16 protein-coding genes are annotated in these 19,494 nt (G+C 67.4%); 8 read left to right on the top strand and 8 right to left on the bottom strand.

Annotated elements, in window-relative coordinates:
* Nucleotides 1-39: 39 nt before the first annotated feature.
* From KO490_RS00325 to KO490_RS00315, 3 genes are all read right to left on the bottom strand, one after another.
* A complete protein-coding gene (locus tag KO490_RS00325; protein ID WP_216017404.1) occupies nt 40-1,893 on the bottom strand; it encodes a TonB-dependent receptor plug domain-containing protein in 1,854 nt (617 codons plus the stop codon).
* 230 nt (nt 1,894-2,123) lie between these two features.
* Nucleotides 2,124-2,735, bottom strand: a complete 612-nt coding sequence (locus KO490_RS00320) for a response regulator transcription factor (protein WP_252726916.1) — start codon at nt 2,733-2,735, stop codon at nt 2,124-2,126.
* Nucleotides 2,736-2,889: 154 nt separating this feature from the next.
* Nucleotides 2,890-3,411, bottom strand: a complete 522-nt coding sequence (locus KO490_RS00315) for a redoxin domain-containing protein (RefSeq protein WP_216017403.1) — start codon at nt 3,409-3,411, stop codon at nt 2,890-2,892.
* Between the two features lie 95 nt (nt 3,412-3,506).
* Here KO490_RS00315 and KO490_RS00310 point away from each other — a divergent pair, with 95 nt between their 5' ends.
* The 7 genes from KO490_RS00310 (at nt 3,507) to KO490_RS00280 (ending at nt 11,219) form a co-directional block, all read left to right on the top strand.
* Nucleotides 3,507-4,193: a haloacid dehalogenase type II gene (locus tag KO490_RS00310; protein WP_216017402.1), complete on the top strand. Its 687-nt coding sequence runs from the start codon at nt 3,507-3,509 to the stop codon at nt 4,191-4,193.
* Between the two features lie 155 nt (nt 4,194-4,348).
* Entirely contained in the window at nt 4,349-4,897 is a 549-nt protein-coding gene (locus KO490_RS00305) for a TetR/AcrR family transcriptional regulator (protein WP_216017401.1), read from the top strand.
* Between the two features lie 36 nt (nt 4,898-4,933).
* Nucleotides 4,934-7,084, top strand: a complete 2,151-nt coding sequence (locus KO490_RS00300; protein WP_216017400.1) for an FAD-dependent oxidoreductase — start codon at nt 4,934-4,936, stop codon at nt 7,082-7,084.
* A complete protein-coding gene (locus tag KO490_RS00295) occupies nt 7,081-7,704 on the top strand; it encodes a CDP-alcohol phosphatidyltransferase family protein (RefSeq protein WP_216017399.1) in 624 nt (207 codons plus the stop codon). Before KO490_RS00300 ends, KO490_RS00295 begins: the two co-directional genes overlap by 4 nt.
* The gene (locus KO490_RS00290; RefSeq protein WP_216017398.1) at nt 7,704-8,891 is read left to right on the top strand and encodes an ABC transporter substrate-binding protein; all 1,188 of its coding nucleotides are present in this window, start codon (nt 7,704-7,706) and stop codon (nt 8,889-8,891) included. The genes KO490_RS00295 and KO490_RS00290 overlap by 1 nt, the downstream gene beginning before the upstream one ends.
* Complete coding sequence (locus tag KO490_RS00285; RefSeq protein WP_216017397.1) at nt 8,888-10,576, top strand: ABC transporter permease; 1,689 nt, start codon at nt 8,888-8,890, stop codon at nt 10,574-10,576. The genes KO490_RS00290 and KO490_RS00285 overlap by 4 nt, the downstream gene beginning before the upstream one ends.
* A 4-nt stretch (nt 10,577-10,580) precedes the next feature.
* A complete protein-coding gene (locus KO490_RS00280; protein WP_216017396.1) occupies nt 10,581-11,219 on the top strand; it encodes an ATP-binding cassette domain-containing protein in 639 nt (212 codons plus the stop codon).
* A gap of 16 nt (nt 11,220-11,235) precedes the next feature.
* On the opposite strand, the gene KO490_RS00275 is transcribed toward KO490_RS00280, so the two are convergent.
* From KO490_RS00275 to treZ, 5 genes are all read right to left on the bottom strand, one after another.
* Entirely contained in the window at nt 11,236-11,475 is a 240-nt protein-coding gene (locus tag KO490_RS00275) for a DUF2934 domain-containing protein (protein ID WP_216017395.1), read from the bottom strand.
* A 14-nt stretch (nt 11,476-11,489) separates the two neighbouring features.
* On the bottom strand, nt 11,490-13,577 hold the full coding sequence (glgX, locus tag KO490_RS00270; RefSeq protein WP_216017394.1) for a glycogen debranching protein GlgX: 2,088 nt from the start codon (nt 13,575-13,577) through the stop codon (nt 11,490-11,492).
* Nucleotides 13,570-14,673: a sugar phosphate nucleotidyltransferase gene (locus KO490_RS00265; protein ID WP_303463069.1), complete on the bottom strand. Its 1,104-nt coding sequence runs from the start codon at nt 14,671-14,673 to the stop codon at nt 13,570-13,572. The genes glgX and KO490_RS00265 overlap by 8 nt, the downstream gene beginning before the upstream one ends.
* 118 nt (nt 14,674-14,791) lie before the next feature.
* The gene (gene treY, locus KO490_RS00260; protein ID WP_216017393.1) at nt 14,792-16,990 is read right to left on the bottom strand and encodes a malto-oligosyltrehalose synthase; all 2,199 of its coding nucleotides are present in this window, start codon (nt 16,988-16,990) and stop codon (nt 14,792-14,794) included.
* Nucleotides 16,987-18,675, bottom strand: a complete 1,689-nt coding sequence (treZ, locus tag KO490_RS00255; protein ID WP_252726915.1) for a malto-oligosyltrehalose trehalohydrolase — start codon at nt 18,673-18,675, stop codon at nt 16,987-16,989. The genes treY and treZ overlap by 4 nt, the downstream gene beginning before the upstream one ends.
* Before the next feature lie 225 nt (nt 18,676-18,900).
* Here treZ and KO490_RS00250 point away from each other — a divergent pair, with 225 nt between their 5' ends.
* A complete protein-coding gene (locus KO490_RS00250) occupies nt 18,901-19,494 on the top strand; it encodes an NAD(P)H-dependent oxidoreductase (RefSeq protein WP_216017391.1) in 594 nt (197 codons plus the stop codon).

Raw genomic sequence — 19,494 nt, 5'->3', positions numbered from 1 at the left:
CAGATCGCTCTGCCGGGCCTTCCTGTCATCGCATCCGTATCAGAACTTGACGCTGGCCGAGATGGCGATCGTGCGGCCCGGCTCGGACTGACCCAGCACGCTGTCGTAATCGCCGCCATAGCTGGCCCGGTCGACATAGTCCTGGTCGAACAGGTTGCCGATCTCGGCGCGGAAGGTGACGTTCTCGTATTGCGCGGGCGCATATTCCGCGAAGACGTCCACGACGGTATAACGGTCGAGATCGCTGGTCGCGTCGCCCTGCCCGTCCTCTTCGAAGACATGTTCGACGATGCCGCCCAGCTGGATCTCGGGGGTGACGTCCTGCTTGACCTGCAGCGTCAGCATCCGGCCCGGGATCATGCCGAGATCGCGCAGATAGAAGGTCGTGGTGCCCGAACCGTCGATCTCGACATCGGTGTCGGTATAGCGCAGCGAGGCCGAACCGCCCTGCCATTCCTGCGACACGAACAGGCGATAGCCCTCGGTTTCGGCATCGACGGTGCCCAGATACTTGCGCGCATTGTTCAGCTTGGTGCTGAACAGATCGCCGCCAAGAACCGTGCCGCCGCGTTCCCATGCGACGCCCAGGATCGCGTTCTGCGCACGCACCGCCTCCAGATCGTCATAGGCGCCGTCATCGGCATAATTCGTCCACAGGTCATAGACCGAGGCAAGGCCGACCCCGCCGAAGACCGAGCTGTAGGCCCCCGAGAAGGACAGCTCGTTCGTGGCATGCCAGGTCACGCTGGCATTGACGCTTGCGCCGTCGGTGTCGATCTGCTGACCGTTGGCACCCGTGAACTCGTTCCAGTCATAGCGCAGGCCCGCACCGAAATCGAACCGGTCCACGCTGCCGCGCGCCTGGGTGAAGATGCCGGTATTGTGGGTATCCTCGCGGAAGCCGTAATCAGTCCCGCCATACTGGCCGTCATAGACGCCCTTGCGGTTCTGAACGTCGATGCCGGTGGTGAATTCGATCCCGTTCCATTCGTTGACGTTCTGCGCCACCATCGACACGGTCGAGGCCGTCCCGAGGTTGAAGTCCGGATCGGTTTCCCCGTCCGTCGCCAGATCGAAGGTGTTGACCTCGTTTTCCGATTTGGACAGCCGGAATTCCGGGTTCCACGGGCCACCGTCATTGGCCTTCTTCAGGCTCAGCGTCTCGGTGGTCTGGATCAGCTCGTAGCGGCGGGGATCGTTGGTGCCACCCAAGACGCCATCGATATTCGCGCGATAGGGACGCAGCGCGTCGTCCTCGATCCGGGTCAGGCCCAGCTCTGCACGCCAGTCGCCCAGATCGGCGCCCAGCTTGACCATGGCGCTGTTCAGGTCGGCACCGGTATTGGCGACCTCGTTGCCCGCGCCATCCTCGTAATCGTCACCGCTGTCGCGACGGACATAGACCAGCGCATCGACCGGCCCCTGACGACCATAGAGCGTCAGCGCGCCCGTGGCCGTGTTGCCGTTGTCGGCATAGCCCGTCACGACCTTGCCGCCGAAGCTCTGACCCGGCTGGAGCAGGTCGATGGCCGATTTCGTCTCGTAGGCGATGCTGCCCGCCAGCGCATAGGGGCCGGCATCCGCCCCCGCGACGCCCGGATCGACGCGCACGGCCTTCAGCAGGCCCGGATCGACCACGTTCGTGCCGGTATGGTGGAACAGGCTGTTGTTCTGGGGGGCGCCATCGACGCTGACGGCCAGCTGCTGCTGGTCGATGCCGTTGACGAAGACCTGTTCGGTCAGGGGCATGCCACCGCCGACCGACACGGCCGGTTCCTCGGCGAAGACGTCGTCGAGGCTGCCGCTCGCCACATCCTCGAGGCGCTCGGCCCCGATCTCGACCCGGCCCAAGGCAGCCTGTTCCTCGGCGGTCAACACGATACCTTCCAGCATGACCGGTTCCTGCGCGAGGACGGACAGCGGGAAACAAACGCCACAGAGAAGCCCTGCGGCAAGGCGCGAAACGGCCATGCGTTCCTCCAACGGTTATGTCGCATGGCTGGCTGCGGTATCGACCGTTGGCTGGCTTCGGGGCCGCACCTATCGCAGAAGTGAATTTCAGCCAAGCCCCGTTGAACGCCCCGTGACGGGACGTTGCGGAATTGGCGCAGTGGTCGCGGGGATCAGGCCGTCAGGCGATCGCGTCCGAACAGCGCCGCCTGCGTGCGGTTCTTGGCGCCCAGCTTCTGGCAGACCGTGCGCACATACAGCTTGATGGTCACTTCCTTCAGCCCCAGATCGGTCGCGATCTCGCGGTTGGACTTGCCCTTGCACAGGCCATTCAGGACCTCGGTCTCGCGGGTGGACAGCGCATTCGCGTCGGGCATCTGATGATGGGTCGGTGCCGCGGCGTCATAGGGCATGAAGATCTGCCCCGCGACGACATGGGCGATGGCCGCCGATAGCGACCTTGCCGTCAGGGTCTTGGGAAAGAACCCGCGCGCACCCGCATCGATCACGTCGCGCGCGGCATTCGGGGGAGCCGAGCCGGTCATCACGGCCACGGGCATCGGCGCGACCCGGCGCACCAGCTCGCGGATCCCGCGCGTTCCGCCCAGGCCCGGCAGATGCAGATCGGTCAGCAGGATGTCGAATTCGCCGCCCTGCAGCGCCGAATTCACCCCCTCGATATCCGAAGCGGCCACGACCTGGCCCTGCCCGTAATCGGACAGATAGGTCCCGACCGTATCGCGGACGAGCGCATGGTCGTCCGCAAGAAGTATTCTGATGCTCATCCCTACCTCCTTCTATGCGGGCGGCGATTGCCGCGTCGGGCGGGGTTCAGGGATGCATGATACGCATCCCGGCCCGAAAAGGCCGGGGGCGCATATGGGTGTAGGGGTTATCGTAAGGATAGCCGGCCGAACCTTTGGGCAGCCGGGATAAACCTTAGGCAGTGCCACGGATCGGGTAATCCTTCTTGAGGATGAACCCCAGCCCCTTGACGAGGTCGTCCAGCGTCGGACGCGCGAAGGGCACGTTCTGGTAATACAGCGAATAGATCCGCCCGTCGGGATACATCACCGCGATGCCCGGTTCGGCAAAACGCGCGGGTTCGCTGTCCTGCGCCTTGTCCGAGATGAACAGACCCCATTCGCGGGCCGAGGCCTCCGACATCGCATGGCCGACCGGCAGGTCGCCCAGGTCCCATTCGGATTGCTGACGGGCGAAACGGTCGTCGTCATCCATCGACACGGCCGCCACATCGACGCCCAGTTCGCGGAAATCGCCCTGACGCTTCGACAGCTCCTCGATCTGGGTCTTGCAGATCGGGCAGTGGACGCCGCGATAGAAGAAGACCACCGACATCTTGGCCCCGGCGCTGGCCGGCAGGTGGAAGGGCTGCCCCGAGGCGTCCTTCGCCTCGATTGCGGGGGCCTGGGTTCCGGGCATGGGGGTTTGATGGGTCATTTCAGCTCCTTCAGGTGGAAGTGATGCCGCGCGTGCTGGTATCGCCACGTGGCAGGGTGCAGGCTGATCCCGATTGAATTACCGGAGGTCATGCCATGTCCGAACGCCCCGTCCTCGTCTTCGACGTGAACGAAACGCTGCTGGATCTCGAAAGCCTTGCGCCGATCTTCGCGCGCATCTTCGGCGACGGCGCCGCGATGCGCGAATGGTTCGCGCAGCTCGTGCTCTATTCCCAGTCGCTGACCATCGCGGGCGTCGGCAGCGATTTCGCAAGCCTTGCAGGCGGCGTCCTGCAGATGCTGGGCGACATCAGGGGTGTCGCGATCGGCGATGACGATCTGGCCGAACTGCGCCACGGCATCGGCCACATGCCCGCCCATGACGACGCGGCAGACGCGCTGTCGCTGCTGCGCGACCGGGGCTTCCGCATGGTGACGCTGACGAATTCGCCCCCCTCGGACGGGCCGGACGGGCTGACCCGCGCGGGGCTCGCCGACTACTTCGAGGAACGCTTCAGCGTGCAGCCCACCGGGCGCTTCAAACCCGCCCCCGAGACATACCGGATGGTCGCCGAACGCCTTGGCTGCAAGGTTCAGGACATGTGCCTCGTGGCCTGCCACACATGGGATACGCTGGGGCTGCAGGCGCTTGGCGGGCACGGGGCGCTGGTCACGCATGGGGCGAACGCCCCCCTGCCCGCGCCGGGCGTGCCGCAACCCGTTCTGTGCACGACGACATTGACCCAGATGGCCGAGGCCATCGCGGATCGCTGGCCGGATTGAACTGCAGTCGGTGAAGGGGGGCATTCGGGGTCTTGCGATCGTTGGCATCGTTGATTTGAGAACGGTCGGTCTGCTATTCCGGTTCCATGATATCGACAGCCCCCCAATCCGGTCGCCCGCGCCGGACCGATCCGGATGCCGCGCTGGAAACGGCGATGAAGCTTTTCTGGGCCGAGGGCTATGACGGGGCATCGGTCGCGCGGCTGTCCCAGGCGATGGGCGTTCCCAAGGCCAGCCTCTATCGCGATCACGGCGACAAGCGCGGCCTGTTCATGGCGGCGATCGACAGATACGCCCGGCTGCGCGTTCCGGCCGTCCTGCGCGTGCTGGAACGTCCCGGACCGCCCGCGAAGGTCCTGGAAGGTTTCCTGCTGGCGGTGATCGATCTGGGCACCGCCGATCCCCGGACGCCCGGCTGCCTGGTGGCCTGCGTCCTGGCCGAGGCCGCGGGCGCCGATCTGGGCCTGCGGCAGGAATTCCGCAGGCGGTTGCATCAGATGGACGATGCCATCCTGACCTGCCTGCGACGGTTTCCGCCCGGAACGCTTGCGACCGCACCCGAAGCCCTGGCCCCCGTGGTCGCCGCGACCGCGCGGGGGCTGATGACACAGGCCCGCGCAGGTGAAAAACCGATTGCGCTGCAATCCGTCGCGCGCACTGCCGCGATGCTGTGGTGTAACGATCCGTCCCCTTCCCGCGAATAGCAGGGCAACACCTGCAACAAAGGATCCACCGAGCACATGTCACGCCCCCTCATCTTCGCCGCGCTTGCCGTCGGCATCCTGATCGTCGCGTTCCTGCTGCCGGGGGACCTTCTGACGCTGGACGGCATCCGCGCCCAGCTGAACCGGGTCCAGACCCTTCGAGAGACCAGCCCCGTGGCCGTGCTGGCCGGGTTCTTCGGGGTCTATGTCGCGGTGACTGCGCTCTCGCTGCCGCTGGCCGTGTGGCTGACGCTGGCGGCGGGCGCGTTGTTCGGCTTCTGGCAGGGGCTGGTGATCGTGTCCTTCGCATCGACCATCGGGGCGTCGATCGCCTTCCTCGTGGCGCGGCACCTGCTGCGCGACTGGGTCCGCGCGCGCTTCGGCGACCGCCTGCGCCGGATCGAGGAGGGGTTGGAGCGTGACGGTGCCTTCTACCTGTTTTCGCTGCGACTGATCCCGGTCCTGCCCTTCGTGGCGGTCAACCTGCTGATGGCGCTGACGCCGATGCGCCTGCGCACCTTCGCGGGCATCAGCCAGCTGGGCATGCTGGCGGGCACCGCCGTCTACGTGAACGCGGGCACGCAGCTTGCCAGCCTGGACAGCCTGTCGGGCATCGTGTCCCCGCGGATCCTCGCGTCCTTCGCGGCTCTGGCCGTCTTTCCCTGGATCGCCAAGGCCATCGTGGGCATCGTCCGCCGCCGCAAGCAGAACAGCCAGTGGACGAAACCGAAATCCTTCGACCGCAACCTGATCGTCATCGGCGGCGGCAGCGCGGGCCTCGTGACCGCCTATATCGCCGCCGCGACCAAGGCCAAGGTCACTCTGATCGAGGCCGGAGAGATGGGCGGCGATTGCCTGAACACCGGCTGCGTGCCGTCGAAATCGCTGATCCGCAGCGCCGCCGTCGCCCGTACCATGCGCCGCGCCGACAGCTATGGCATCGCGCCGACCGAACCGCAGGTCGATTTCCGCGCGGTGATGGAACGCGTCCACGGCGCCATCGCCACCATCGCGCCCCATGACAGCGTCGAACGCTATGAAGGGCTGGGCGTCGAGGTTCTGAAGGGCCGCGGCCGCCTGACCGACCCCTGGACGGTCGAGATCGCGATGAACGACGGCTCGACGCGCAAGCTGACATCGCGCGCCATCGTCATCGCCACGGGCGCGCGCCCGATCATCCCGCCGGTTCCCGGGCTCGAGGATGCGGGCGTGCTGACCTCGGACACGATGTGGGGCGCGCTGCGCGACCGCGACCATGTGCCCGCGCGCATGGCGATCCTGGGTGGCGGCCCCATCGGGACCGAACTGGCACAGGCCTTCGGCCGCCTTGGCGCGCAGGTCTTCCAGGTCGAGATGTCGGACCGCATCCTGGGCCGCGAGGATCCCGAGGTCTCCGAGCTGGTGACCGAGGCCATGGTCGATGACGGCATCGAGGTCCTGACCGGCCACAAGGCCGTCCGCGCGGGCCGCGACGAGGATGGCCCCTGGCTGGAGGTCGAGGGCCCCGACGGCACCCGGACCCTGCGCGTGGACGAGATCATCGCCGCTACGGGCCGCGCCGCGAACCTCAAGGGCATCGGCCTCGAGGAACTGGGCATCGGCACCGACAAGACCGTGGACACGAACGACTATCTGCAGACGATCCACCCCAACATCCTGGCCGCGGGCGACGTGGCGGGCCCCTGGCAGTTCACGCATACCGCCAGCCACCAGGCCTATTATGCGGCGGTGAACGGGCTGTTCGGCGATATCCGCGCCTCGCGCGTGGACGACCGGGTGATCCCCTGGGCCACCTTCACCGACCCCGAGATCGCGCGCCTGGGCCTGTCGGAAACCGAGGCCCGCGAACAGGGCGTCCCCTACGAGGTCACGCGCTTCGACCTGTCGGGGTCCGACCGCGCCATCGCGGACGGGGCGACCAAGGGCTTCGTCAAGGTGCTGACCCGCAAGGGCAGCGACAAGATCATCGGCGCGACCATCGCGGGCGTCCATGCGGGCGATCTGATGGCGGAATTCGTGCTGGCGATGAAGCACGGGCTGGGCCTGTCCAAGATCCTGGGCACGATCCACATCTATCCCACCCTGGCCGAGGCGAACAAATCGGTCGCGGGCCAATGGCGCCGGGCGCATGTGAACCCGCGCCTGACCGATATCGCACGTCGTTTCCACGATTGGAGGCGCGGATGATCGACGCCCTGATCCTGCCCGCGCAGCGCAGCGCATTGGCCCCGGCCGCGCGATACCTGTCGGCGCGCGGGATCAGGGCCGACCAGCTGACGATCGCCGGCTTTGCCATAGGGTTTCTGGGCTTCGTGGCCCTGGCGTCCGGCTTCTGCCTGGTCGCACTGGCGCTGATCGCGGCGAACCGGCTGATGGACGGGCTGGACGGTGCGGTCGCGCGCATCCAGGGGCCCACCGATCGGGGCGCATTTCTGGATATCGCGATGGATTTCCTGTTCTATGCCCTGGTTCCCTTGGGCTTCGCGATCTACGACCCGGTCGCGAACGCCCTGCCCGCGGCCCTGCTGATCGCGGCCTTCGTGGGCACGGGGTCGTCGTTCCTTGCCTTTGCCGCCATCGCCGCCAAGCGCGGGCAGGCCGCCGCCGCCTTTCCCTCCAAGGGCATCTACTATCTGGGCGGCCTGACCGAGGGGTTCGAGACCATCGCCCTCTTTGCGTTGATCTGCATCTTCCCGCAGGCCTTCCCCTTCCTTGCGACGCTGTTCGCGGCCGCCTGCACCGTCACCACCGTCCTTCGCTGGCACCAGGGTTGGATCGCCTTCGCCCCCGACAACAGGAGCCGCTGATGCAGCGCAGATCCTTCCTTGCCATGGCCCTTGCCGTTCTTGCCACGCCCGCGCTGGCCGACTGGACCGAAACGCTGCAGGCCGCGCGCGGGCAGACCGTCTACTGGAACGCCTGGGGCGGGGATCAGCGCACCAACGACTTCATCCGTTGGGTCGGCCAGCAGACCGAGGAACGCTTCGGCGTGTCCGTCGTCCATGTGAAGCTGACCGATACCGCCGAGGCCGTGACCCGCGTCCTGTCCGAGAAATCGGCGGGCCGGACCGATGGCGGGTCCGTGGACCTGATCTGGATCAACGGCCCGAACTTCGCCGCGATGAAGGACCAGGACCTGCTGCACGGCCCCTTCGCGAACGACCTGCCGAATGCGCGCTTTCTCGACCTGTCCGAGGGCGCGCCGGCCGCGCTGGATTTCACCACCCCGGTCGAGGGGATGGAGAGCGCGTGGCGCCTGTCCCGCTTCGTCTTCATCCATGACAGCGAACGCGTGCCGGAACCGCCTGCGGACATGGCGGGCTTCGTCGATTGGGCCGCCGCCCATCCGGGGCGCATGACGCATCCCGATCCGTCGAACTTCATGGGTGCGACCTTCCTCAAGCAGGCGCTGCTGGAACTGGCCCCCGACCGGCAGGCGCTGCAGGCCCCCGTCACCGACGCAGCCTATGCCGCGCAGACCGCGGCGCTGTGGGATTGGTACGACGCGCTGCGTCCCAACATGTGGCGTGGCGGCGACGCCTTCCCCGAGAACGAATCCGTGCTGCAGCAGCTTCTGGCGGATGGAGAGGTCGATATCGCCATGTCCTTCGACCCCGCCGCAGCCGCCGCGCAGGTCGAACAGGGGCTGCTGCCGGAAACCGCGCGGGTCTTCGTGCCCGAAGGCGGAACGATCGGGAATGTCAGCTTCGTGGCGATCCCCTTCAACGCGGCCAACCGCGAAGGTGCCGAGGTCGTGGCGGATTTCCTTCTGGCGCCCGAAACGCAGGTCCACATGCAGAATATCGAGGTGCTGGGATCGTTCTCGGTCCTCGATCCCGAACGGCTGGACGCCGAGGCGCGGGCCCGGTTCGAGGCACTGCCCACCGCGCCCGCCCTGCCCGACCTGCAGGATCTGGGGCCGACGCTGCCTGAACCCGATGCAAGCTGGATGACCCGCCTGACCGAAGACTGGGCGGAACGCCACGGCGGATGACCCTGCCCGCCCGGATCCTGCCCGCCCGGATTCTTCCGGCGCTGATCCTGACCGCGCTTCTGCTGCCGATCGGGGCGGGGCTGTGGCAGACGGCGCTTGCCGCGATGGGCCACCTGCCGGCCATCGGTGCCCGTGGCCCGGACCTTGCGCCGCTGCGGGCGCTGGCCGCCACGCCGGGTATCGGCCGCGCGGTCTGGCTGTCGCTGTTCACCGGTGCCGCCGCTACGGCATTGTCCTTCGCGCTGGCGCTGGCCAGCGCCATGGCGATCACCCGGCGGGGGCATGGCGGCAGGCTGCTTGCGCCCCTTCTGGCGATGCCCCATGCCGCGCTGGCCATCGGGCTGGCCTTCGTCATGGCACCTTCGGGCTGGATCGCGCGGGCGATCGCCCCGGTCGTCGGCTGGGACCGCCCGCCCGACATCGCCAGCATCGGGGATCCGTTCGGCTTGTCACTGATCGCAGGGCTGACGGTCAAGGAATTCCCTTTTCTTCTGCTGATGATGATGGGGGCCTGCGCGCAGATCCCCCTGCAGCGCCACCTGCGCGCGGGGCGTGCCCTTGGCGCGTCCGAGGGCCGGTTGTGGCTGGCGCTGATCTTGCCCCAGATCTGGCCGCTGATGCGCCTGCCGGTGCTGGTGGTCCTTGCCTATTCCATGTCGGTGGTGGACGTGGCGCTGATCCTCGGGCCGTCGAACCCGCCCACGCTGGCGGTGCTGCTGACGCGCGATTATGCCGATCCGGACCTGTCGCGGCTTCTGGCCGGATCTGCCGGCAGCCTTGTGCAGCTGGCCCTGGTCGGTGCGGCGGCAGGGCTTCTGCTGCTGACCCAACGCGTCGCCGCGTCCCTTGGCGGTGCCTGGGTGATGCGCGGGGCGCCCGCGCCGGGGGCCGGACCTGTGATGGCGGGGCTGCGCTGGACCGCCACTGCCGCGACACTTGCGGGTTTTGCCGCGATGGCGGCGTTGGCGATGTGGTCGGTCGCTTGGCGCTGGCCCTTTCCCGATCTGCTGCCGCAGGACCCCTCGTTCCGGATATGGGCGCGGTCGCTGGACGGCTGGACGACACCCCTGTGGAACACCCTGCTGCTGGCAGGCGGCAGCACCGCCATCGCCCTGATCGCCGCCATCGCCTGGCTGGAATGCGAAACCCGCACCGGGCGTCGCGCACCCTGGGCCGAGGCCGCGATCTTCGTGCCGTTGCTGCTGCCGCAGATCGGTTTCCTCTATGGCGTGAACACCGCCGCACTGCAGGCAGGGCTTGCCCCCGGCCTGTGGCTGATCGTCTGGGGGCATGTGATCTTCGTCTTCCCCTATGTGATGATTGCGCTGTCCGATCCCTGGCGGGCGATGGATCCGCAACATCTGCGCGTGGCCTCGGCGCTTGGCGCAGGCCCGTGGCGGCGTCTTCTGGCGATGAGGCTGCCCGTCATGCTGCGCCCGATCCTGACGGCGGCGGCCATCGGCATCGCCGTGTCGGTCGCGCAATACCTGCCCACGCTGTTCCTGGGCGCGGGTCGCATCCCCAGCCTGACGACCGAGGCCGTGACCCTTGCCGCATCATCCGACAGGCGCGTCACCGGGGTCGTCGCGACCATGCAGGCCGCGCTGCCGCTGCTGGGTTTCCTGATCGCATTCGTGATACCGGCATATCTGCATCGCAACCGCCGCGGACTGAGAGGGGCATGACGCCATGCTGGAACTGAACGATCTTGCCGTGACCCTGCCGGATGGCACCCACCTGTTCGATCCGCTCAGCCTGCGGGTGCCCAAGGGGTGCGTCACGACGGTCATGGGGCCGTCGGGCGTGGGCAAGTCCACGCTGCTGGACGCGATCGGGGGTCAGTTGGCGCCAGGCTTTGGAATGGCGGGCCGGATCGTGCTGGACGGCCGCGACGTGACGCGGGAACGCCCCGAGAAGCGCAATATCGGAATCATATTCCAGAAATCCGCATTATTCCCGCATCTGAGCGTCGGCCAGAACCTCGGCTTCGGGATGCCGCGTCGTCACCGGGATCGCAGGTCGCGGATCGAGGCCGCGCTGACCGATGCGGGCCTTGCAGGCATGGCGGATCGCGACCCTGCCACCCTGTCGGGCGGACAGACGGCGCGCGCGGCGCTGATGCGGGGGCTTCTGGCGGAACCTGCGGCGATCCTGCTGGACGAGCCGTTCTCGGCGCTGGATGCGACGCTGCGGGACGAGATCCGCGGCTTCACCTTCGCGCATCTGCGCAATGCCGGCATTCCGGCGCTGATGGTCACCCATGACGATCAGGATGCAAGGGCGGCGGGCGGTCCGGTCGTCGCCCTGAATGCGAAAGGCCGCCCCTGAGGGACGGCCCTTGCAGTTACTTGCCCGGCTTCTTCGGGGCGCCGGATTCAGTGCCCGGCGTGTCGTTCACATCCGACATGGGCTGCGCGGTCGGGGTTTCCGACCCGGTGCCCGGGCGGGTCACACCGCCTTCTTCGGATGCAAGTTCGGCCTCGGCCTGCTGCCAATGCGCCTGTTCGTGCCCCTCGGGGCGCCCGGCATCTTCCCAGATCCGATGTGCGCGCGCCTTGATCAGTTCTTCACGTTCCGTTTCCATCTCTGCCTCCGTCCTCAGATGGCTGTTTCGCCGCCCGGCTCTGCTGTGCAGCGCAGGGCAAGCACCGATTGCCACGGCAGCGCCACGCTGCCCCTGACATCCTGGTCGCACCGGACGGGCGTTGCCGCGCTGTCCAGGCACAAGGTCCATTTGCCGTCGGGAAGGGTGAATTCCCCATCGTCGCCGGCATTCAGTATGATCAACACCTGATCGCCATTCGGGTTTCGCCGCAGCATGGCCGTGACGTTCATGTTCTCGTCGTTCCAGTCGTCGTCCTGCATCGGGCGGCCTGCCGGATGCAGCCATTCGACCACCGGGCGGGCATCCTGCAGATCGGCATCCGCCACTGCGAAGCGCGGCCGCGACAGGTCGGCTTCGCGCCGGAAGGCCGCGAAGGCCGCGACCGCGTCGGTCAGATCGTCGCGCGCATTCGCCCAGTCCAGCCACGAGATCGGGTTGTCCTGGCAATAGGCGTTGTTGTTGCCATCCTGCGAATTGCCCATCTCGTCCCCGGCCAGCAGCATGGGTACGCCCTGGGACAGCATCACGCTGGCAAGGATCGCGCGGGCGCGGCGGCTGCGGGACTGATCGACCTGCGGATCGTCCGTCGGACCTTCGATCCCCATGTTGTCGGACAGGTTGTGATCATGCCCGTCCTGACCGTCCTCGCCATTCGCGTCATTATGCTTGTCGTTGTAGGATACCGTGTCCCACAGGGTGAAGCCGTCATGGGCCGCCACGAAATTGACGCTGCTGGTGGCCGGACGATGGCTGTGATCGAACTGGACGGGCGATCCCGACAGACGTTCGGCCATGGCGGGCACCAGCCCCGGATCGCGCCGCCAGAAGGCGCGCGTGTCGTCGCGGAACTTGTCGTTCCATTCGCGGAAAGGCCAGGGATAGCCGCCGACCTGATAGCCCCCCTCGCCCACGTCCCAGGGTTCGGCGATCAGCTTGACGCCGGACAGCACCGGATCCTGGCGCAGCGCGTTGAAGAACGACCCGTGGCGTTCGAACCCTTCGGCCTCGCGGCCCAGGGTCGAGGCCAGATCGAAGCGGAAGCCGTCCACATGCATCGCTTCGACCCAGTAGCGCAGGCTGTCCATGACCATGCGCAGCACCATCGGATGCGCGACATTCAGCGTGTTTCCCGTGCCGGTGGTGTCGAAGCTGTGGCGCGGTGCCTCGGGCGACAGAAGATAGTAGCTGGCATTGTCGATCCCGCGGAAGGACAGGGTCTGACCGCGCTCGTTTCCTTCGCAGCTGTGGTTGTAGACCACGTCCAGGATCACCTCGATCCCCGCCTTGTGGAAGCGGCGGATCGCCTCCTTCATTTCCCGGATCTGTCCCGATTTCAGATAGGGCGAATGCGGCGCGAAGAAGGACAGCGTGCTGTAGCCCCAGTAGTTCGACAGCCCCTTCTCGGTCAGATAGCGTTCATTGGCGAAGGCATGGACCGGCAGCAGCTCGATCGCGGTGACGCCGATGCGGTGCAGGTGCTCGATCACCGCGTGCGAGGACAGCCCCGCGAAGGTGCCGCGCAGCTTCTCGGGAACGCCGGGATGCATCTGGGTCAGGCCCTTCACATGGGCCTCGTAGATGACGGTGTCCTTCCAGTGGGTGCGGATCGCGCGTTCGCTTTCCCAGTCGAAATCGGTATCCGCGACCACACCCTTGACCATGAAGGGCGCGCTGTCGCGTTCGTCGAAGGTCAGGTCGTCCTCGCCTATGCGGTACCCGTGCAGGGCATCGTCCCACCGGATCTGGCCCCGAAGTTCCTGCGCATAGGGGTCCAGCAGCAGCTTGTTCGGGTTGAAGCGGTGCCCCTGTTCGGGGGCATAGGGGCCGTGGACCCGGTATCCATAGACCTGCCCCGGCCCGACGCCCGGGAGGAAGCCGTGCCAGATGCCGCCCTCCATTTCGGGCAGCATCAGCCGGTGGCGTTCCTCGGTGCCGGTCTCGTCGAACAGGCACAGCTCGACCGCGCTGGCATTTTCCGAAAACAGCGCGAAATTCGTGCCGTCGCCCAGATATTGCGCGCCCAGCAGATCGGGGCGCAGGACGGTCCTGTCGAATGCGGGTTTGCCGATCATGTCACGCATGCCGCCTGATCCCGGCTGCGACATGGGTGGGGCGCGGGCGCAACGCGTCGCGACGGCGCAGCATGGCAGGCGTGATCAGCAGCGTGTCGCCGCCCTGCCGGAACCAGCGGGCATCCTCGGGTGGATCCTCGCCCACGACCAGATCGGCGGGAATGTGGCAGCCCGGCGCCACGATGCACCGTACCAACCGCGCCCGGGGCGATACGGTCGCCCCCGGCATGGCGATGCTGCCATGCCCCAGATACCAATCCGACACGGCCGAGGGGAAGGGCAGCTGCGCAGGCGCATCGCGCAGGAAATCCATCTGCGCATGGCGCAGGGCCTGCAGCGTGCCGACATCGCGCCAGTAGCTGTGCCCCGCCGCACCCGCAGGCAGACGATAGGACATGGCATCCCCCGCCTGCACCGCCAGCGGCACCACGTCATGGCCGAAATCCATCCCGTCGCCATCCATCATCGCCTGACGCAGCCAGGCGGTATCGAAGACGTAGATGCCCATGGACACCAGCGAACGCCCGGGTTCATCCGGGATCGAGGGCGGGTTCGCGGGCTTTTCCAGGAACGAGACGATGCGCCCCTCGCGGTTCACATGCATGACCCCGAAACCCGAGGCCTGCGCCTGATCGACCACATCGGCGGCCAGCGTCACGGCAGCGCCCGAACGGACATGCGCCTCGATCATGGGGCGGTAATCCATCTGATAGACATGATCCGCCGCAAGGACCAGCACATGGCTTGCGCCCGAAGCCTCGACCGCGTCCCAGTTCCTGCGCACCGCATCCGCGGTCCCCTCATAGGCGCCCTGCCCGTCGGCCAGCACCAGTCCGCCATCGCGGAAATGGCCACCCCAACGCGCGGGCAGGTGGTCGTGCAGCGTGCGAGGGGCGAATTGCGTGGCCACGATCATCCGGTCCAGCCCCGAGCGGACGCAGTTCGCCATGGTGAAATCGACGATGCGGTTGCGCCCGGCGAAATGCACCGCGGGCTTGGCCTCGGACGCGGTCAGATCGGCAAGGCGTGTGCCCTTGCCACCTGCCAGCAGGATGGTGGCCACGGAATATCCGGTCGCAGCCGGGATGCGGTGCGTGATCGACACGGCGATGATCCTTGTCTGGATGAGTATCGAGGTAAAAGCAGCGTCCGGCGGTCGGAATTGCCGGACAGGCAGAAAACACGCGGAAGGCGTCTGCGTTCCGCGTGTTGCTGTTTATCAATCAGCCGGTCGCGGCACTGCCTTCGATCAGGGCGATCACATCGCCATTCTGCCCCTGCCAGGACAGGATCGCATCGCCCGCGGGCATTTCCCGCGCCATGCAGGCGGTCAGCGTCCGGCCGTCCAGGCTGCGGATCATGCGCATGCCGTTCTCGTCGCGTTCCAGCCGCACATCCGCGTCCTTCAGGAAGGCCGCCCGGTCGCGGCGCAGATGCAGCAGATCGCGCGTCCAGCGGGCCTTGGTATCGGTGGCCCCGCGCAGGGCGTCCCAATCGACGGGATGGCGGTTGTCGGGATCGGTCAGCGCCAGAAGCTGGCTTTCGGTCCCGCGATAGATGTCGGGAAAGCCCGGCGTCAGCATTTTCATCAGCAGCTGCATCAGAACCAGCGCATCGGCGCGCGCCAGCAGCTGTTCCAGCGCGGGCGGCGCGTCGCGCCAGCTGTCCAGCACCGCCGAGGTCAGCGCCTTGGCCTGCCCTTCGGCCAGCTCGTCGGGATTGGTCCAGAAGCTGCGCAGCTTGGCCTCTCGCATGGCCTTTTCCAGATGCGCGCACAGCCGGGCATCGGCATCGGGCGCACCGTGGATCGCCAGCGCGGATTGCACGCCGTACCAGATGCGCCGCCCCGGCACGTCCACCGCCTGCGGCAGCGCCGCCGCCGCACGATAGAGCTGCATGAACTCCTGCGGCAGATGGCTGATCGCGACCAGCCGCATCCGCGAATCCTCGGACCGCTTGGTATCGTGGGTCGAGGTCAGGTTCATCTCGGACGAGGCCCGCGCACGCAGGAAGGCCGTGGCCCGGTCGTCGGTGATCGTCGCCTCGTCGGGCTCGGCACCGACCTCGTTGGCGGCAAGATAGCGGGTCCAGCGGAAGCCTGCCGTATCCTCCTGCGCCTTGGCCAGAAGCGCGCCCGACACCTGCTGGAACCGCTGCGTGAAGGCGCAGGGCGTCATCAGCGCATCGGTCAGCGCGTCGATCACCGTGCGCGAACGCAGACCCCGTGCCGCGTGGTCCGCAACCTGCCGCAGCAGATCGCGATCGGCATCCCCCACCCCGCCCGGCGCGACATAGCTGCGATAGCGTGGCATCGCGACCAGCAGCGCGGTCACCGCCTCGCGCAGCCATTCGGGGCCGGGAGTGCCTTCGGGACGGGCCGACAGGGCATCGCGCGCAAGGGCGATCAGCTGGCGACGTTCGGCGGCAAGTTCATTGTCCAGGATGTCGTGCTTGGCCGCACGCAGCGCATCGGGGAACCCCTCGTCGATATCGCTGGCGTCGCGCCACAGCCGGTCCAGATCGTGCAGCCCCCGCGCGTCGGTCAGCGCGCGGGCGTAAAGGCGCGCGGCCTCGTATCCGGTCGTGCCCGCGACGGGCCATTCGGGGGGCAGCACCTCGTCGCCGACAAGGATCTTTTCGACCCAGATCGGCGTATCGGGCGCTGCGGCATGCAGGCGGTCCAGATACCCCGCCGGATCGACCAGCCCGTCGATGTGATCGACACGCAGGCCCTGCACCAGCCCCTGCCGCACCAGATCCAGGATCAGCGAATGGGTCAGGTCGAACACGTCCTGACGCTCGACCCGCATGCCGATGAGGCCGGTCACGTTGAAGAAGCGGCGATGCGTGATGCTGTCGCGTTCGCGTTCGTAATGCACCAACCGCCAGTTCTGGGTGGCATGGACGTCGCGCAGGTTCGAGGCCCGCGGGCCCGGCGCCAGGGGCAGGCGCAGATCGCCCATTACCCATTCGTCGCCCTCGACCGCGAAATCGCCCCGCTCCATCACGATCTCGAACGGATCGGGCAGGAAGGGCAGCACCAGCGGCCCCGCATCCCAATCGATGTCGAAGGCCGAGGCATAGGTGCTGTTCCGCCCATGGCGCAGCACGTCATGGAGCCAGGGATTATGCGGGGAAAACGCGGTGTGGTTCGGCACGATGTCGATGATGATGCCGATGCCCGCATCGCGAGCGGCATGGGCCAGCGCCTCGAACCCGTCGCGGCCGCCCAGTTCGGCCTCGATCGCGGTGGGGTCGGTCACGTCGTAGCCATGCGTCGATCCGGGCTGGGCGGCGAAGATCGGCGACAGGTACAGATGCGATATGGCCATGTCCCGCAGATAGGGCAGCAGCCCCTGCGCCGTGGCGAAATCCACCCCGTTGCGCAGTTGCAGGCGATAGGTCGAATTGGGGATCGTCATGCTGGGTCCACCTTTGCGGAAATGGCGAAGGCATCCCGGCCGATGTGGCCGAGGCCGAATTGCGCGCCGGGCAGCGGATCGCCCCCGGCCTGTCCCATCGTCAGGGCGATCCGCAGGCGACCCGCGGCAAAGCGCCAATCGGCCAGCAGGGCGCGATCGCCCGTCCGCGCGACATCGGCGGACAGGCGACCCGACTGGATCAACGGCAGGACGTGATCGCGGCGGAACCGCAATGCGCGGCGGGTCAGGTCCTGCCATTCGCGGGCCTTCGGACCGTCGGTCCAGTCCAGCTTCGATTGCGCGAAGGTCCGGGGCGACAGCGGATCGGGGACCGTGTCGCCATGGCTTGCAACCTCGGGGAACTCGGCCGCGCGGCCCTTGCGGACGGCCTGCGCCAGATCGCCGGTGAAATCGGCGAAGAACAGGAAGGGCGAGGTCGCGCCGCGTTCCTCGCCCATGAAGACCATGGGGATGTAGGGCGCGGTCAGCAGCAGGGCATAGGCCACGGCCACGCCCGCCGGGTCCGCGATGGCCAGCAGCCTGTCGCCGAAGGCGCGGTTGCCCACCTGGTCATGCGTCTGGACGGAATTGACGAAGCCCGTCACCGGCAGATGCCCGCAGGATGCGCCGCGCAGGCCGTCGCGCGGGGGGCGCGGCTGGCCTTCCTCGACATGACCGCGTTTCAGCGCCAGGGCCAGATCGCCCACCGGATCGACCGCGAAGGGCGTGTAATAGGCGTGATCCTCGGCCGTCAGGGCCACATGGACGGCATGATGGAAGTCGTCGTTCCAGCTGGCGTCATAGCCGCAATTCTCGCGCAGGTCGGGCTCGTTGCGTTCATCCTCGGTGATTAGGTGGACGGGCGCGATCCGGTGCAGTTCGGCGGACAGGTCGCGCATGAAATCGCGCGCGCCCGGCCCGGCGATCTGGTGCACTGCATCCAGTCGCAACCCGTCGATGGCGTATTCGGACACCCAGTGGCAGGCACAGTCGATCCAGAATTCACGCACCGCAGGCTGGGCGAAATCGATGGCCGCGCCCCAGGGGGTCATCCGCCCGGCATCGAAGAAGGCCGGCGATGTCGCGTGAAGATAGGCCCCCTCGGGGCCGAAATGGTTCATCACCAGATCGAGGATCACGGTCATGCCCGCATCATGCGCCGCGATCACCAGATCGCGCAGGTCGTCGGGCGTGCCGTAAGCCGGGTGCGGCGCGAAGGGCAGCACCCCGTCATAGCCCCAGCCCCTGTCCCCCGACCATTGTCCAAGGGGCATCAGCTCGATCGCGGTAAAGCCCAGATCGGCCAGATGCGCCATCCGTCCGGCCGCGGCCGCAAGCGTGCCCTCGGGGGTGAAGGTGCCGACATGCATCTCGTAGATGACCGAAGCCGCCCAGTCGCGCACGGGACCGCGCGGTGCGGGCTTCGACGCCATCAGCCGCGAAGGCCCGTGCACATCCCCCGCCTGCAGCCGCGATGCCGGGTCGGGATAGGTCGTGCCGTTCAGTCGGAACCTGTATTCCGCCCCCTCGGGCGCATCCGTCCGCAGCTGCCACCAGCCCCCTTCCGCCGCCTGCATGGGCAGGGGCCGACCTTCCAGCATCAGGTCCACCTGCCCCGCGTCGGGTGCCCACAGACCGAACCGCCACGCGCCGTCATCGGCACGCGCCCCCCAACGCGGGCTCAATCCGCACCTGTCCGGCAAATCGTTGAAACGAAACGCAACGCCTGCATGAAAATCCCCCTCGCCGCAGCGGCCTGCAGGGAAACCGCGACCTGCGCCGGCGGTTCCCTTGACATAAGTGAACTGTGCATCCGGGCATATCGTTCGGGCAATCCGAAATCTTTCGCGGTCTGGACAGGATGCGACCGCTGGCGCATTCAGGGCAGGACCCTGCCCGAAAGGACGCCCATGGCCCGCATCCTGCACATCTTCGCCCATCCCGGGCTGGCATCGTCGCGGATCAACGCGGCCATGTGGGGCGCGGCGCGCCGGGTGCGCGATGTCACCAGCGTCGATCTCTATGCCGAGAACCCGCGATACGAGATCGACGTGAAGGCCCAGCAGGACCGGCTGGAGGCGCATGACGTGCTGGTCATGCAGTTCCCGATCTTCTGGTATTCCTGTCCCGCGCTGATGAAGGAATGGATCGACCTGGTCCTGTCGCGCGGCTTCGCCTACGGGGTGGGCGGCGACCGGCTGGCGGGGCGGACGATGCTGCTGGCCGTGTCGACCTCGGCCCCGGCCGAGGCTTTCGGCCCCGAGGGATATCAGAACTTTCCCCTGCGGACCTTCCTGACCCCGTTCGAACAGACGGCACGGCTGGCCGGGATGCGCTTTGCCGCCCCCTATGTCCGCCACGACGCGCTGCATGGCGATCCCGCCGATCACGCGCGGGGCTTCGCGACCCTGCTGGCGGGCCTGCGCGACGAGAACCTGGACATGGATCGCGCGACCGCGGCGGATGCGCTGTTCCATGATACACTGCCCCTGAGAAAGGGTTGA

Origin of the sequence: Paracoccus sp. C2R09, assembly GCF_018860625.1 — a bacterium.
In the GTDB taxonomy this organism is placed as follows: domain Bacteria; phylum Pseudomonadota; class Alphaproteobacteria; order Rhodobacterales; family Rhodobacteraceae; genus Paracoccus.
Note: the sequence above shows the minus strand (reverse complement) of the source record. Positions and strands in the feature narration are given on the sequence as shown.

What these genes read in the sequence shown, in the direction of transcription:
- KO490_RS00325 (WP_216017404.1), bottom strand. Translation starts at nt 1,893, where the DNA reads ATGCTGGAAGGTATCGTGTTGACCGCCGAGGAACAGGCTGCCTTGGGC.
- KO490_RS00290 (WP_216017398.1), top strand. Translation starts at nt 7,704, where the DNA reads ATGCAGCGCAGATCCTTCCTTGCCATGGCCCTTGCCGTTCTTGCCACG.
- KO490_RS00275 (WP_216017395.1), bottom strand. Translation starts at nt 11,475, where the DNA reads ATGGAAACGGAACGTGAAGAACTGATCAAGGCGCGCGCACATCGGATC.
- KO490_RS00295 (WP_216017399.1), top strand. Translation starts at nt 7,081, where the DNA reads ATGATCGACGCCCTGATCCTGCCCGCGCAGCGCAGCGCATTGGCCCCG.
- KO490_RS00305 (WP_216017401.1), top strand. Translation starts at nt 4,349, where the DNA reads ATGAAGCTTTTCTGGGCCGAGGGCTATGACGGGGCATCGGTCGCGCGG.
- KO490_RS00300 (WP_216017400.1), top strand. Translation starts at nt 4,934, where the DNA reads ATGTCACGCCCCCTCATCTTCGCCGCGCTTGCCGTCGGCATCCTGATC.
- glgX (WP_216017394.1), bottom strand. Translation starts at nt 13,577, where the DNA reads ATGCGTGACATGATCGGCAAACCCGCATTCGACAGGACCGTCCTGCGC.
- KO490_RS00320 (WP_252726916.1), bottom strand. Translation starts at nt 2,735, where the DNA reads ATGAGCATCAGAATACTTCTTGCGGACGACCATGCGCTCGTCCGCGAT.
- KO490_RS00310 (WP_216017402.1), top strand. Translation starts at nt 3,507, where the DNA reads ATGTCCGAACGCCCCGTCCTCGTCTTCGACGTGAACGAAACGCTGCTG.
- KO490_RS00280 (WP_216017396.1), top strand. Translation starts at nt 10,581, where the DNA reads ATGCTGGAACTGAACGATCTTGCCGTGACCCTGCCGGATGGCACCCAC.
- KO490_RS00285 (WP_216017397.1), top strand. Translation starts at nt 8,888, where the DNA reads ATGACCCTGCCCGCCCGGATCCTGCCCGCCCGGATTCTTCCGGCGCTG.
- treY (WP_216017393.1), bottom strand. Translation starts at nt 16,990, where the DNA reads ATGACGATCCCCAATTCGACCTATCGCCTGCAACTGCGCAACGGGGTG.
- KO490_RS00250 (WP_216017391.1), top strand. Translation starts at nt 18,901, where the DNA reads ATGGCCCGCATCCTGCACATCTTCGCCCATCCCGGGCTGGCATCGTCG.
- KO490_RS00315 (WP_216017403.1), bottom strand. Translation starts at nt 3,411, where the DNA reads ATGACCCATCAAACCCCCATGCCCGGAACCCAGGCCCCCGCAATCGAG.